Raw genomic sequence first — 14,816 nt, 5'->3', positions numbered from 1 at the left:
TCACCACTGTGCTGGTTTCGTTCAGGCGAGCTGGCGCTCGCCGAAGGCCCGCCGGTAGGCCGTGGGCGTCGTCTGCAGCACCCGCGCGAAGTGGTGCCGCAGCACGGCGGCCGAGCCGAAGCCGGTAGCGCCGGCGATCGCCTCGAGGGTGTCGTCGGTGGCCTCCAGCAGATGCTGGGCGCGCAGCAGCCGCTGCCGGTTGAGCCAGGCGCCGGGCGTGGTGCCGACGTCGGCGCGGAACCGCCGGGCGAAGGTGCGGGGCGACATCAGCGCGCGGCGGGCGAGCTCGTCGATGGTGAGCTCCCGGTCGAGGTTCTCGAGCATCCAGTCCATCACGGCGGCGAGCGAGTCGGAGCAGCGCTCGGCGATCGGCGCGCCGATGAACTGCGCCTGCCCGCCGTCGCGCTGAGCGGGGATCACCATGCGACGCGCGATGGCGTTGGCGGCGCCGACGCCGAGCTCGCGCCGCACGATGTGCAGGCACGCGTCGATGCCCGCCGAGGTGCCGGCGCTCGTGACGATCGACCCCTCGTCGACGTAGAGCACGTCGGGGTCGACGCTGACGAGCGGATAGCGCTCGTGCAGGGTGTCGGCGTGCATCCAGTGGGTGGCGGCCCGGCGGCCGTCGAGCAGGCCGGTCGCCGCGAGCGTGAAGGCGCCGCTGCAGATGCTGAGGATGATCGCGCCTTCGGCGTGCACCCGGCGCAGGAACTCGAGGTACTCCGGCTCCACAGCGTCCACCCCGTGCGCGGGTACGACCACGAGGTCCATTCCGCGCGCCTCGTCGAGCCCGCGCTCGATCACCATCTCGAACCCGAGGCTGGTCTTCACACGACCGGGCCGCGCCGTGACGACGCGGAAGTCGAACGCGGGCCCGCCGGTGTCGCGCCGGTCGATGCCGAACACCTCGCAGGCGACGCCGAACTCGAACGGCGGAAGGCCCTCGACGGCGAGGACGGCGACGGAGCGGAGCACGGGGCCTCCAGGGGAACGTGGCGGATATTCGTCGGGAGTTCACATCCTGCCACACGCATCGCGCGCGGCGGTACCGATAGGTTTGGCCCATGGCTTGGTTGGTTACCGGGGGATCCGGATACATCGGTTCGCATGTCGTTCGAGCGCTCGCGAAGGAGGGGCTGTCGCCCGTCGTCATCGACGACCTGTCGAGCGGCATCGAGTCGTTCGTGCCGGAGGGCGTTCCGTTCGTCCGGGGCACGATCCTGGACCAGTCGCTGGTCGAGCGCACCATCGACGAGCACGGCGTCACCGGCGTGGTGCACGTGGCCGGCTACAAGTACGCCGGGGTGTCGGTGCAGCGCCCGCTCCACACCTACGAGCAGAACGTGACGGGCACGGCCGTCCTGCTGGCCGCCATGGCGGCCAAGGGCGTCGACCGGATCGTCTTCTCGTCGAGCGCGGCCGTCTACGGCGTGCCGCCGACCGACGTGGTGACCGAAGGCACGCCCAAGTCGCCGGAGTCGCCGTACGGCGAGTCGAAGCTGATCGGCGAGTGGCTGCTGCGCGACCAGGGCGTCGCGACGGGCCTCCGCCACACCAGCCTCCGCTACTTCAACGTCGTCGGCTCGGGCGAGCCCGACCTGTACGACGCGAGCCCGCACAACCTGTTCCCGCTGGTGTTCCAGGCGCTGCTGGAGGGCCGCGCGCCGAAGATCTTCGGCGACGACTACGGCACTCCCGACGGCACCTGCGTGCGCGACTACGTGCACGTGGCCGACCTCGCCGTGTCGCACGCGGCGGCGGCGCGGAGGCTCGACGCCGGCGAGACTCTCGAGGCGGCGTACAACCTCGGCTCGGGCGACGGCTCGAGCGTGAAGCAGATCATGGACGCCATGGCGGAGGGTACGGGCATCGCCTTCACCCCGGAGATCGCGACGCGCCGTCCGGGCGATCCCGACCGCATCGTGGCCGAGGGCGTGCTCGCCGGGCGCGACCTCGACTGGAAGATGCGGCACACCCTTCTCGAGATGGTGCAGAGCGCGTGGGCGGCGAGGCAGGCGGCGGCCTGAGCCGACGGCGCGGGCAGTTCCTGCGATCGAATCGCGCGCCGCGCCCGAACAGGCTGTACCCCGTTCGACACGCCCGAGGTTCGTGACTCGCGACACGCCCGGGAGTCAAATCACCCTCATTCGGGGGTCGAGGGTTTTATGATGCTCGACTTGACGTACCCCTAGTTACACGAGTGTAATTACAGGTGTCACCCCAGCGGGGGAGTGACAGCACGAGGGGAGATGAGCAATGGCCATCCACGACCACAGGGCAGACAGCCAGGGCTCAGACGACCAGGGCTTGCATGACCAGGGGTCGCACGACCAGGGCTTGAACGCCCAGGGTGCTCGTCTCTCGGCCGTCCCGTCGCTCGAGGCTCAGGCCGACGCCCTCCTCTCAGGCGGCCGCACGACCGGCTCGACCGTTCCCGACAACTGGCACGTCGATCCGGTCTCGCTCGGCGTCCCCGGAGTCCGTCGCGCCTCGGTCGTCGACGAAGAGGCCAACCCGCTCGGCTGGCAGGCCGACTCGCTCTGCGCACAGACCGACCCCGAGGCGTTCTTCCCCGAGAAGGGCGGCTCGACGCGCGACGCCAAGAAGATCTGCACGTCGTGCGACGTCAAGGCCCAGTGCCTCGAGTACGCCCTGCAGAACGACGAGCGCTTCGGAATCTGGGGCGGGCTGTCGGAGCGCGAGCGCAGGAAGCTTCGTCGGCGCGCCTAGGTCGGCCGGCACTCGGCTGACCGGGCTGATCCCCACCTATGAATCGCTGCGGCGCGCCCACCGGGTGCGCCGTCCGGCGTTGCGGGGCACCTAGAGTCTCACCGTCATGCAGCCGAGAGTCACAGCGATCCTCGTCGCGCCGAGCGGTGCGGCCTCCCTCGACAGAACCCTCGATGGGCTGTCGCAACAGACGCGACCGCCCGAGGCGCTCGTCGTGGTCGATGCATCGCCCGCCGACTCCGACGCCGGCCGCCTCGCTCTGAGCGGCGCCGCCCAGATGGTCTCCGCGCCGGGCGTCACCTCGATCGGCGCCGCCGTGGCCCACGCCGTCCGCGTGCTCGGACCGGCTCCCGAGAGCGACGACGAGTGGCTCTGGATCCTCGGCGACGACAACGCCCCCGAGGCCGTGGCGCTCGCCGAGCTGCTCGCCACCGTCGAGGTCGCGCCGTCCGTCGCCGTGGCAGGCCCGAAGCTCATGCGGCAGTCCGAGCCGGGCGTCATCTCGGAGTTCGGCGAGACCGTCACCGTGCTCGGCCGCTCGATGCCGCTCGTTGCGGGCGAGCTCGACCAGGGGCAGCACGACTCGCACGCCGACGTGCTGGGCGTCGCCGCGGGCGGAATGCTCGTGCGCCGGAGCGTCTGGACTGCCCTGGGCGGCTTCGATCCCGGCCTCCCGCACATCGACGCCTCGCTCGACTTCTCGACGCGCGCCCGCCTCGCCGGGCACCGCGTCGTGCTCGTGCCGTCCGCCCGCGTCGAGTCGGCGGGGCCACCGGAGGACTTCGGTCGCGAACCCGGCGGCCACGCCCGACAGGCGCGACTGACCCGTGCCGCTCAGCTGCACCGCCGCCTCGTCTACGCGCCGCTCGCCGCTCTGCCGCTCCACTGGCTGAGCCTGGTGCCGCTGGCCTTCGTCCGCTCGCTCTGGCACCTCCTGGTGAAGAACCCGGGTGCTGCGATCGGGGAGTTTCGCACCGCGTTCGCGACGGCGTTCGGTGGGTCGCACATCACCCGGGCGCGCGCGAACCTCCGGCGCACGAAGACCGCCTCCTGGGGGGCGATCCGGCCGCTCCGGGCAACCGTCACGCAGGTACGCGAGCGACGCGTCAACGAGCGCGACGCGCAGCTCGCCGGCATCGAGGACTCCGCGACGCCCCGCGCCAGCTTCGTCGGCTCGGGCGGCCTCTGGATCACGCTGCTGGCCGCCGTCGTCGGCATCGTCGCCTTCTTCCCCTTCCTGAGCGCGCAGGCGATCACCGGAGGCGGGCTGCTCCCGGTCAGCACCACGGTCGCATCGCTGTGGAACTCGGTCGGCTACGGCTGGCACGAGATCGGCACCGGCTACGTGGGCCCCTCCGACCCGTTCGCCGGGCTCGTGGCGATCCTCGGAACGATCACGTTCTGGGCGCCGTCGTTCGGCATCGTGCTGTTCTACTTCGTCGCGCTGCCCCTCTCGGCACTCGGCGCCTGGTTCGCGGCCCGTCTGATCACGCGCCGCACCTGGGTGCCGACCATCGCCGCGCTCGTCTACTCGATGTCGCCGCCCGTGCTCTCGGCCATGCAGACCGGTCACCTCGGAGCCCTCGTCGCGCACGCGCTCCTGCCGTTCCTGGTGGTCACGATGGTGGCGTCGCACCGCTCGTGGTCGGCGGGCGCGGCGGCGTCGATCCTGTTCGCCCTGATCGCGGCAGGATCCCCCTCTCTGCTGCCCGCCCTCGTCATCGGGTGGCTCGGCGCCATCGCGACCCGCCCCCGCGGCACGCACCGCATGCTCGGGATCCCGCTGCCGGCCCTCGCCCTGTTCGTGCCGCTGGCCATCGCGCAGGTCTCGCGCGGAACCTGGTGGGCGCTCTTCGCCGACCCCGGCGCGCCGTCGCGGGCCGATGCCGCGTCGCCACTGCAGCTCCTGCTTGGCTCGCCCGAGACCGGCCTCAACGGCTGGACGGCTCTCGTCGCCGGCGCTGGCATCAGCGGTGCAACGATGGCCTTCCTCGTCGCGCTCGCGCTCCTGCCTCTGGGCATCCTCGCCGTCGTCTCGGTCTTCCTGCCCACCCGCGGCCGTGCCATCGCGTGCCTCGCCGTCGCGCTCCTCGGCTACGCCACCGCGGTCGCCGCGACGCACCTCGAGATCACCGGTGTCGGCAGCTCGACGACCGGCGTCTGGGCCGGCAGCGGCCTCAGCCTGTACTTCCTCGGCATGATCGGCGCCGCCGTTGTCAGCCTCGACCGCATCCCGCGGTTCACGCCGCCGCTCGGCTTCCTGTTCGCCGTGCTCGGAGTCGCCGCCTCGGTGCCGGTCCTGATCGCGACGCTCGGCGGCACGGCCCTGATCCATCCCTCGGACGGCAGGATCCTCTCGGCCTACGTGACAGCCGAGGCCGTGGCGAAGCCCGACGTCGGCACGCTCGTGCTCACCCCGCAGCCCGACGGCACGCTCGCCGTGTCGCTCGAGCGCGGACAGGGCGAGACCCTCGACCAGCAGTCGACGCTCGACTCGACGCAGCAGCAGCTCTCGTCGACCAGTCGCGACCTGACCATCCTCGCCGGCAACCTGGTCAGCCGCAGCGGCTACGACCCGGCCCCGGTGCTGAAGGAGCTCGGCGTCGGCTTCGTCCTGCTCGACGACACCAACAAGCAGGATCCAGCCGCCGCACTGAACCAGCGCGCAGCCCAGGTGCTCGGCAGCAACGCCCTGCTGCTGAAGGCCGCCGACACGTCGTCCGGCCAGCTCTGGCGGTACGTGGATGCGACCGAGCGGACGACCCGGCACCCGACCGGCGGGCCGCTGCGCCCGATCGTGCTCGCGTCGTGGGCGCTGATCTTCGGCTCGGCGCTGCTGCTGGCCATCCCGACCGCGCCGCGCCGCCGGCGGGTGCGCCCCGGCGCCCCCGAGGCCGAGCAGCCGGCGACCACCTTCGACGAGGAGCGAGATGAGTAGGCGAACCGCCAAGTCGACCGGACTCCGCCTGGGCCTCGGCGTCGTGGCGCTCGCCGTCGGCGGCGCCGTCGTCGCGGCGGCGGTCCTGGTGCCGCTGCCGACGCTGAGCGAGACCCCCGCCGGGCGCATCGTGACGCCGGTCGCGCTCGACCAGCAGCGGGTGTGCGGAGGGTCGCTCCTGCGTCTCTCGGGCGACTCCGGCGCGTCGGCGACGTCCGTGTCGGCCGTGGGCACCGCGGCGACCGTGACGGCGGCCGGCAGCGGCGACGCCCCGACCACGAAGACGCTCGCGGGCGCCGACGGCACCGGCTCCGACCCTCTGCTCGTCACGGCCGCCTCCGGCGGCTCCACGACGGTGCCCCTGGTCGCCGCCGCTCAGAGCGCGTCCTCCGCGACCTCCGACCTCACCGGCTTCGCGGCCTCGTCGTGCGCCGAGCCCACCAGCTCGACCTGGCTCGTCGGCGGTTCGACGGACACCGGCCGCACGACCCTGATCTCGCTTATCAATCCCACCGACGTGAACTCCACCGTCGATCTGTCGGTCTTCGGCGAGTCGGGCACGGTCGACGGTCCGGGCCTCACCGGCATCGTCGTCGCCCCCAACAGCCAGAAGGTCGTGCCGCTCTCGGGCTTCGCGACCGGGCTCACCTCGCCCGTCGTCCACGTGACCTCGACCGGCGGCCAGATCGTCGCCGACCTCCAGGTCAGCGTCGTCCGCACCCTGCGGGCCGGCGGCCTCGACACCGTCAGCGCCTCGGCGGCTCCCGCGTCGACCGTGACGGTGCCCGGCATCGTCGTGCGCGGTGGCGACGCCCTCCAGGCCAAGGCGGCCGAGGACGGCTACGGCGACCTCGTCACCGCCCTGCGCGTCTTCGTGCCCGGCGACGCGAACGCCGACCTCTCGATCCAGCTCCGCACGGCCGACGGCACGGGCGCGACCTTCACCGAGACGGCCGAGGCCGGCCAGGTCGACGACATCCCGCTCGACGGTCTGAAGACCGGCACCTACACGGCCACGGTCCAGTCGTCGCAGCCGATCGTGGCCGGAGTCCGCTCGTCGACCATCGGCGCCGGGGGAGTCACCGACCTCTCGTGGGCGGCGGCAGCCCCGGCCCTCGACGGCGAGACGCTGTTCACCGTTCCGGCGGGCCCGGCGGCCACGCTGACGCTCGCCAACCCCACCTCGCGGGCCGTGACGACGTCGCTGGCAGTGCGGGGCAAGGCGACCGTGACGGTCTCAGTGCCGGCCGGAGGATCGGTGACCCGCGCCGTGAACGCGCGAGCCGTCGGCGCGATCCGCGACGGAGACGGGCTCCGGGCGTCGATCAGCTTCAACTCGTCGACGCAGATCGCGTCGTACGCGCTCGAGTCTCCGACGGCGGTGTCGCGGCCGGTCACGGTCTACCCCTGATCGGATCGGCTGGTTCCTGCGCTGCCTGCGCCCGCTGCCTGCGATCGCAGCGACAGGCTCAGCGGTCGCGGTAGCGGTCGGGCGCGAGGTCCCAGGGGTCTCTGCCGATCAGCTCGCCGACGGCGCGGAAGACGTAGCCCTCGATCGTCATGCGGTGGTCCCATGCGGCGTCCTGCGTGCCCCGCGGCTCGCGCGGCTTGGCGAGGCGCTCGATCGGCAGGCGGTACAGCACGATGCTGCGGCGGCGGGCATCGACGCGGTAGCGCACGAGGCCGTCGGACCCCTCGCCCGGCAGGCCCGCGACCTCGAAGGTCACGTCGGCGAGGTCGTCGGGCCAGAGCTCCCGGAGGTACTGCGCGGCCGCGCCGACGATGTCGTCGAAGAGGTCGATGCGCGTCTGCAGGAAGGGCAGGTGCGGACCCGCCGCCGATGACCGCAGGCCCCGCCCGTGGCGGTCGCGGAACGTGGAGCGTCCCGTGACGCGGACGCTTCGGGATCGAGCCATTCGCTCATGGTAGTCGCCGCCTTCGTCGCGAGACATCCGTCGGCGAGTGTCGGCGGCGGCAAGTACCCTGGATCTCGATGAACGGGCGACCCTGCAGCAAGGTCACGTGCCAGAACGAGGCCGTGGCCACCCTGACCTACGATTACGCCGACTCCATGGCGGTGGTGGGCCCCTTGTCGGGCACCGTCGAGCCGCACGGCTACGACCTGTGCGCCGTGCACGCCGAGAGATTGTCGGCCCCGCAAGGGTGGCAGGTCGTGCGGCATGTAGTTTTGGGGCATGACATCTGACGCCTCCGTAGACCTCTCCGCCTTCGTGAAGACGTACGACGTGAGAGGGCTCGTCGGCAGCCAGCTCACGCCCGAGATCGTCGAGGCGTTCGGTGCCGCATTCGCCGACGAGATCGGCCCGTCGACGCTCGGCGACGCCGGCATCGTGGTCGGCCACGACATGCGCGACTCGTCGCCCGAGTTCGCCGCCGCCTTCGCCCGCGGCGCCACCGCCCGCGGGGCGAACGTGACCCTGCTCGGCCTCTGCTCGACCGACGAGACGTACTTCGCGTCGGGCTCGATGAACGCCCCCGCCGCAATGTTCACGGCGAGCCACAACCCGGCCACCTACAACGGCATCAAGTTCTCGCGGGCGGGCGCCCAGGGCATCAGCCTCGACACCGGCCTGGCCTCGATCCGCGATCGAGCGTCGGCCTACCTGGGCGCGGGAGCCATCGAGCCAGTCGCCGAGCCCGGCGCCGTCACCCCCTTCGACGCCCTCGAGTCGTACGCCGCCTACCTCCGCTCGCTGGTCGACCTGTCGACGATCCGCCCGATCACGATCGTCGTCGACGCCGGCAACGGCATGGGCGGCCTCACCGTCCCGGCCGTGCTCGAGACCGCCGCCGGCCTCCCCGCGCTGCCGATCACGATCGTGCCGCTCTACTTCGAGCTCGACGGGACCTTCCCGAACCATGAGGCGAACCCCCTCGAGCCGAAGAACCTCGTCGACCTGCAGAAGGCCGTCGTCGAGCACGGCGCCGACCTCGGCCTCGCCTTTGACGGCGATGCCGACCGCTGCTTCGTCGTCGACGAGAACGGCGACGCCGTCACCCCGTCGGCGGTCGCAGCCATCGTGGCCGTCCGCGAGATCGCGCGCGTCCGCGCGGCGTCGCCGACCGAGAGCATCAACGTCATCCACAACCTGATCACCTCGCGCGCAGTGCCGGAGGCCATCGAGGCCGCCGGGGCCACGCCCGTGCGCACCCGCGTCGGCCACTCGCTCATCAAGGACGAGATGAAGTCGACCGGCGCCATCTTCGGCGGCGAGCACTCGGCGCACTACTACTTCCGCGACTTCTGGGGTGCCGACAACGGAATGCTGGCGGCGCTGCACGTGCTCGCCGAATTCGGCGGCGGCGACGCCCCCCTCTCCGAGCTGACGAACCGGTACACGCCCTACGCCGCGTCGGGCGAGATCAACTCGGTCGTCGACGACGTACCCGCGGCCTACGCGCGCATCGTCGATGCCTACACGGGTGTCGGCGACTTCGATGAGCTCGACGGGCTGACCGTCTCGGGCTCGTTCGACGACGGCGAGTTCTGGTGGTTCAACGTGCGCCCGTCGAACACGGAGCCTCTGCTGCGCCTGAACGCCGAGGCGGCGACGCCGGCGGGCATGGAGCGCGTGCGCGACGCCGTGCTGGCGCTCATCCGGGCGTAGGCGCGGTCCGCGTCGTTCCGAAGCCCCCGCCGTCGGCAGGGGCTTCGTCGTCGGGCCCGCGTCTCCGCCGAAATTCAAGGAGATATCTGCGGCGGAGGCCGCCGATCCGTCTCGCATCGGCGCCGCGCGCACATTTCTCCTTGAATTTCGGAGGGCGGGCGGTGGCAGGTACCCCCGGGGGGTACCGTTCGGAGGTGCGGAGGCGTAGGGTGGCGGTACCCCTAGGGGGTATGGAGGAACGATATGGACAGCACCACGCACGACAGCACCGCTCACGACCACAGCGCGCACGTCGGCTACAGCGGCGACAAGCAGCTCATCATCAAGCGCCTCAAACGCGCCGAGGGGCAGGTCCGCGGCCTGCAGCGAATGGTCGAGGAAGACACCTACTGCATCGACGTCCTGACCCAGGTGTCGGCGGCGACCAGGGCCCTCGAGACCGTCGCGCTCCAGCTGCTCGACGACCACCTCGCCCACTGCGTCGCCGAGGCCGCGCGCCAGGGCGGTGACATCGCCGACCAGAAGGTCAAGGAGGCGTCCGCCGCCATCGCCCGCCTCGTGCGCTCGTGACGCGCGACCCCATCACTTCGGAGGAGACCCGAATGACCACCACCACCACGTACCTCGTCGACGGCATGACCTGCGCCCACTGCGTGCACTCCGTCTCGTCCGAGCTCGGCGCCCTCGACGGCGTCGCCTCGGTCGACGTCGACCTGAAGCCCGGCGCTTCGAGCGCCGTGACCGTGACCAGCGCCGCCCCTCTCCCGGGTGACGACGTCCGTGCCGCCCTCGACGAGGCCGGCTACGCCCTGGCGGCCCGGTCGTGACGCCCGGAGTCGACGGCACCACGCCGAGCACCCCTGACCTCGACCGCCGCCACGTCGACCTGAGCATCGAGGGGATGACCTGCGCCAGCTGCGCGGCTCGCGTCGAGAAGAAGCTCAACCGCATCCCGGGAGCCACCGCATCCGTGAACCTCGCGACCGAGCGCGCCCGCGTCGAGCTGCCATCCGGGGCGCCGGATGACGTCGCACTCGCCGCTGTCGCCGCCGCCGGCTACGGCGCGCGGGTGCTGCGGGCTCCGTCGCGGCCGACCCGAGAAGGCCGGGCGCAGGATCGCGGGGCCACCGCGACCCACGGTGACCGCGGCGCCTCGACGCCCGTCGAGCCCGGCCGCGCCGCGTCCGGCGACCGAGCGCCCGCCGCGCCTGAGCACGCTGCGCCCGAACACACCGCGCCCGAACACACCGCGCCCGAACACGCCGCGTCTGAGCACGCCTCCGGCGAGCACGACCACGGCTCCGCCGACGACCTGCGGCAGCGCGTCGTGGTGTCGGCGATCCTGGCCTTGCCCGTCCTGGTGCTGTCGATGGTCCCGCCGCTCCAGTTCGCCGACTGGCAGTGGCTCGCGTTCGCCCTCGCGAGCCCGGTCGCGATCTGGGGCGCCTGGCCGTTCCACTCGATGGCCGTCCGCCAGGCTCGGCACGGCGGCGTCGGAATGGACACCCTCATCTCGCTCGGCGTCACGGCGGCCTACGGCTGGTCGGTCTACGCCCTGTTCTTCGGCAACGCGGGGATGACCGGCATGCACATGGAGCTGCGCCTGTTCGGGCGGTCCGGGTCGGCCAGCGGAGACGTCTACCTCGAGGTCGCCTCGGTCGTGACGGTCTTCCTGCTCGCCGGACGGTACTTCGAGGCCAAGGCGCGCGTCACCAGCGGCCGCGCCCTGCACGCCCTGCTCGACCTCGCTCCGCGTACGGCGACTCTCGTGCGCGATGAAGTCGAGACCACTGTCGACGCCGCGGCCCTGCAGGTCGGCGACGTGGTCGCCGTCCGCCCGGGGGAGAGGATCCCGGTCGACGGCGTGGTCGTCTCAGGAACCTCGGCGGTCGACGCGAGCATGCTCACCGGAGAATCCGTTCCTGTCGAAGTGGCCCCCGGCGCTGTCGTGGCGGGCGGAACCCTCAACGCCGGCGGCCACCTCACGGTCCGCGCCGAGCGCGTCGGCAGCGACACGCAGCTCGCCCGCATCGCGAGCCTCGTCGAGAGCGCCCAGACCGGCAAGGCGCAGGTTCAGCGCCTCGCCGACCGCATCTCAGGAGTCTTCGTCCCCGTCGTCATCGGGCTCTCCCTCCTGACGCTGGTGCTCTGGCTGCTCACCGGCTCCGCGCCGTCCGTCGCCGTGGCCGCGGCGGTCGCGACGATCATCATCGCCTGCCCGTGCGCGCTCGGACTGGCGACTCCGACCGCCCTGCTCGTCGGCACCGGTCTCGGCGCCACGCGCGGCATCCTGATCCGCGGACCCGAGGTCATCGAGCGCGCCGGCGCAGTCGACACCGTCCTGATCGACAAGACCGGAACCCTGACGACGGGACTGATGAGCGTCACCAACGAGGTCGACCCCGAGGTGCTCGCCCGTGCGGCGGCGGTCGAGCGGTTCTCGGAGCACCCGGTGGCGCGCGCGATCGTGGAGGCCGGCGAGGCCGGGCAGTTCCTGCGTCCGCAATCAGAGGAGTTCCGGTCGACGCCGGGCCAGGGAGCCCACGCTCTGGTCGACGGCACCCTCGTGGCGGTCGGCCGGCCCGGCTGGATCGCCGACGCGTGGAGCGTCACGCTCGACGCGTCGATTCAGGATGCCGTCGACACCGCCGAGCAGAGCGGCGCGACCGCGGTCGTCGTCGCCTGGGACGGCCTCGCCCGCGGCGTGATCGTGGTGTCGGACACCGTGCGCCCCACCAGCCGCCAGGCGATCGCCGACCTCCGCGCTCTCGGCCTGACTCCGGTGCTGGTCACCGGCGACAACGAGGGCGCTGCGCGGCGAGTGGCGCAGGAACTCGGGATCGAGCGCGTCGTCGCCGGGGTCCTGCCCGGCGGAAAGCTCGACACCGTGCGGTCCTTTCAGTCGAAGGGCCACGTGGTGGCCATGGTCGGCGACGGCGTCAACGACTCGGCCGCTCTGGCCGGGGCCGACGTCGGGATCGCGCTCGGGGGCGGCTCGGACGCCGCGATCGAGGCCGGCGACATCACGCTCATGCGCGACGACCCGCGCCTGATCGCGGAGTCGCTCGTCGTCGCGCGCAAGACGCTGCGCACGATCAAAGTCAACCTGTTCTGGGCGTTCGCGTACAACGTCGCGGCGCTGCCGATCGCGATGCTCGGCCTGCTCAATCCCGTCGTCTCCGGGCTGGCGATGGCGCTGTCGTCGCTCGTCGTCGTCGGGAACAGCCTGCGGCTGCGGCGCGCTCTCTAGCCGCGCGGCGGCGTCGATGGGCCCGGACCCCCGGGCACCGCACCACGATCGGGACTCCACACCACCGCATTGCGTGGTGCCGAGTCCTGATCGTGGTGTCGCGCCCGGACGGGCAAGGCCGGGATCAGCGCCTCGGAAACCCCGCCGGCAGCCCCGTCAGCGCCGGCGACAGGCGCTCGAGGTTCGCGGCCTCGGCCGCCAGCGCCCGCGACTCGCGCTCGCGGCGCACGGCCGACACGGCCACGACGAACAGCTCGGGCGCGACCTCCGGCAGCGGCGACACGAACGCCGAGGCCTCTGCGGCGAGACCCGAGGCGACGCGGATTCGGCTGTCGGGCGTCATCGCGCCGGACTGCTGCAGAAACGACGACATGCGCCGAGCCAGCGAATCAGGAAGCCTCGCCACGTCGGCGAGCCGCGACCACGCCTCGAGCTCGGGCGGGACGGCGTAGACCACGCGCCCGGCCTTCGGAGGCCGCTCGTTGAGGGCGTACGTTCCTGCGAGCAGATCGCCCAGGCGGCGGGACCTCGAATTCAGGAGCCCCACCACGACGGCCACTCCGCCGGTGGTCGCGACGATCTCGAGGATGCCGACGAGGGCGCGGATGAACGCGTGGCGCAGCCCGATGGCGCCACCATCGAGTCGGACGACCCGGGCGCCCACCGCGAGCTTGCCGAGCGACTTGCCCTGCGTGGCCGTCTCGACGACCGTCGGCGCGACGATGAGTGCCAGCACGAGCGACACGATCACGAGCGCCTGGGCGGTCGAGTCGTCGACGAGGCTGTTCTCGGCGGCGAGCGACAGCAGGATCAGGAGGCCGATGAGCCCCAGGAAGTACACGGCGTAGTCGATGGCCACACCCGCCAGCCGCAGCACGAACGACGCCGGTCGCACGTCGAGCCCGACGGCCTCGCCCGTGACCAGCTCGTCGTCGTCGGGCGCGAATGCGTCGAACGCGACGGGGGAGTCCTTGCGGACGCGACGACCAGCCATGCCTAGTATCTAATCAGAATGGATCTCGACGCCTACGCAAGCGCCCACTCCGCCGACTGGGCGGAGCTCGACGCGCTGTCCCGGCGCCGCAGCTTCGAGGGCGACGACGCCGACCGGCTCATCGAGCTGTACCAGTCGGGCGCCGCCCAGCTCTCGGCCATGAAATCGAGCGCAGGAACGTCAGGCACCGCCGACCGCCTCTCGTTGACCCTGAGCCGCTCCCGCCTCCGCTTCACGGGGGCCGGCCGCAACCTCGCCGCCCAGATCCCCGCGTTCTTCGTCGCCCAGCTGCCCGCCGCGCTCTACCGGGTGCGCTGGCTGTCGCTCGTGACCGCCGGGGTCACCGTCGTCGTCGCCGTGCTGTTCGCGACCTGGGCCGCGTCGAACCCGGCCGTGCTCGCGACCTTCGGCACACCGGAGTTCCGCAGGCAGTTCGCCACCGGCGATTTCGTGGACTACTACTCCGACAACCCGCCGTCGTCGTTCACGGGTCAGGTGTGGACCAACAACGCGTTCATCGCCGCCCAGAGTATCGCGTTCGGCATAACCGGCCTGTTCGTGCCGTACATCCTCCTGACCAACGCGCAGAACGTCGGGCTGACCGCCGGCATCATGGCCGACCAGGGGCGTCTCGACTACTTCTTCCTGTACATCGCCCCGCACGGCCAGCTCGAGCTGTACAGCCTGTTCGTGTCGATGGCCGCCGGGCTCATGATCTTCTGGTCGTGGATCGCGCCCGGCGCCCGGACCCGCGGGCAGGCGCTCGCCGAGGACGGCCGCGCCCTGTTCACCATCGCGATCGGCCTGATGCTGTCTCTGCTGGTCTCCGGCGTGATCGAGGGGTTCGTCACCCGCCAGCCGTGGCCGTGGGCCATCAAGATCGGGATCGGGACCGTCGCGCTCGCGGCCTTCGTCGTCTACCAGTGGGTCGTCGGAGGGCGCGCCCACCGTGCCGGCCAGACCGGCGACCTGGACGAGTTCGAGGCGGGGGCGCGGCGGCTGGTCTCCGGCTGACGTCGGGGCGAGATCCATCCCTCCTGCTGTGAGGCGTGCCATCGTGCCACGCGTCTGCGCGCTGGGTTGACGGGCGCTCTGCGCCCGCCCGCGGCGGCGAGGTGGCCCTGGGCGTCGGGTGGGGTGGGCGTGGGCGACGGCGCCGGCCATCTCGGCGGCGGCAGCGGCGGGCGCGGCAGCGGCGCGGCGTGAGGTGGCCCTGGGCGTCGGGTGGGTCGGGCGTGGGCGACGGCGCCGGCCATCTCGGCGGCGGCGTGGCGC

12 protein-coding genes and 1 pseudogene are annotated in these 14,816 nt (G+C 72.2%); 10 read left to right on the top strand and 3 right to left on the bottom strand.

The window, feature by feature from the left end; all coding sequences use genetic code 11:
* Nucleotides 1-21 precede the first annotated feature (21 nt).
* Nucleotides 22-975, bottom strand: coding sequence for a helix-turn-helix domain-containing protein (locus AC07TY_RS14350; RefSeq protein WP_494785750.1), 954 nt, complete (start codon nt 973-975; stop codon nt 22-24).
* A gap of 89 nt (nt 976-1,064) precedes the next feature.
* On the opposite strand from AC07TY_RS14350, the gene galE reads away from it, so the two are divergent.
* The 4 genes and pseudogenes from galE (at nt 1,065) to AC07TY_RS14330 (ending at nt 7,079) form a co-directional block, all read left to right on the top strand.
* On the top strand, nt 1,065-2,027 hold the full coding sequence (gene galE / locus AC07TY_RS14345) for a UDP-glucose 4-epimerase GalE (protein WP_494785749.1): 963 nt from the start codon (nt 1,065-1,067) through the stop codon (nt 2,025-2,027).
* A 397-nt stretch (nt 2,028-2,424) separates the two neighbouring features.
* Nucleotides 2,425-2,730, top strand: a pseudogene (locus AC07TY_RS14340) (WhiB family transcriptional regulator); the annotation flags it as partial.
* 106 nt (nt 2,731-2,836) lie between these two features.
* The gene (locus AC07TY_RS14335; protein WP_494785748.1) at nt 2,837-5,668 is read left to right on the top strand and encodes a glycosyltransferase; all 2,832 of its coding nucleotides are present in this window, start codon (nt 2,837-2,839) and stop codon (nt 5,666-5,668) included.
* Nucleotides 5,661-7,079 carry a DUF5719 family protein gene (locus AC07TY_RS14330; RefSeq protein ID WP_494785747.1) on the top strand — a complete coding sequence of 473 codons (1,419 nt, stop codon included), beginning with the start codon at nt 5,661-5,663 and terminating at the stop codon, nt 7,077-7,079. Before AC07TY_RS14335 ends, AC07TY_RS14330 begins: the two co-directional genes overlap by 8 nt.
* Before the next feature lie 58 nt (nt 7,080-7,137).
* On the opposite strand, the gene AC07TY_RS14325 is transcribed toward AC07TY_RS14330, so the two are convergent.
* A complete protein-coding gene (locus AC07TY_RS14325; RefSeq protein ID WP_123507251.1) occupies nt 7,138-7,584 on the bottom strand; it encodes a metallopeptidase family protein in 447 nt (148 codons plus the stop codon).
* Between the two features lie 77 nt (nt 7,585-7,661).
* Between AC07TY_RS14325 and AC07TY_RS14320 the strand changes: the two genes are divergently transcribed.
* The 5 genes from AC07TY_RS14320 (at nt 7,662) to AC07TY_RS14300 (ending at nt 12,547) form a co-directional block, all read left to right on the top strand.
* Nucleotides 7,662-7,874, top strand: coding sequence for a DUF3499 family protein (locus AC07TY_RS14320; protein ID WP_123507250.1), 213 nt, complete (start codon nt 7,662-7,664; stop codon nt 7,872-7,874).
* A complete protein-coding gene (locus AC07TY_RS14315; RefSeq protein WP_494785746.1) occupies nt 7,864-9,297 on the top strand; it encodes a phosphomannomutase/phosphoglucomutase in 1,434 nt (477 codons plus the stop codon). Before AC07TY_RS14320 ends, AC07TY_RS14315 begins: the two co-directional genes overlap by 11 nt.
* A gap of 243 nt (nt 9,298-9,540) precedes the next feature.
* Nucleotides 9,541-9,867 carry a metal-sensitive transcriptional regulator gene (locus tag AC07TY_RS14310; RefSeq protein WP_488624345.1) on the top strand — a complete coding sequence of 109 codons (327 nt, stop codon included), beginning with the start codon at nt 9,541-9,543 and terminating at the stop codon, nt 9,865-9,867.
* A 32-nt stretch (nt 9,868-9,899) separates the two neighbouring features.
* Nucleotides 9,900-10,124, top strand: a complete 225-nt coding sequence (locus AC07TY_RS14305) for a heavy-metal-associated domain-containing protein (protein ID WP_123507540.1) — start codon at nt 9,900-9,902, stop codon at nt 10,122-10,124.
* Nucleotides 10,121-12,547 (top strand): heavy metal translocating P-type ATPase, encoded by a 2,427-nt coding sequence (locus tag AC07TY_RS14300; RefSeq protein ID WP_494785745.1) that lies wholly within the window; start codon nt 10,121-10,123, stop codon nt 12,545-12,547. Before AC07TY_RS14305 ends, AC07TY_RS14300 begins: the two co-directional genes overlap by 4 nt.
* A 124-nt stretch (nt 12,548-12,671) precedes the next feature.
* On the opposite strand, the gene AC07TY_RS14295 is transcribed toward AC07TY_RS14300, so the two are convergent.
* Entirely contained in the window at nt 12,672-13,541 is an 870-nt protein-coding gene (locus AC07TY_RS14295; RefSeq protein WP_488624342.1) for an RDD family protein, read from the bottom strand.
* An 18-nt stretch (nt 13,542-13,559) separates the two neighbouring features.
* Between AC07TY_RS14295 and AC07TY_RS14290 the strand changes: the two genes are divergently transcribed.
* Nucleotides 13,560-14,555, top strand: a complete 996-nt coding sequence (locus AC07TY_RS14290) for a stage II sporulation protein M (protein WP_494785744.1) — start codon at nt 13,560-13,562, stop codon at nt 14,553-14,555.
* Nucleotides 14,556-14,816 lie beyond the last annotated feature (261 nt).

The organism is Frondihabitans sp. GW821-FHT04F02 (assembly GCF_059420045.1).
Note: the sequence above shows the minus strand (reverse complement) of the source record. Positions and strands in the feature narration are given on the sequence as shown.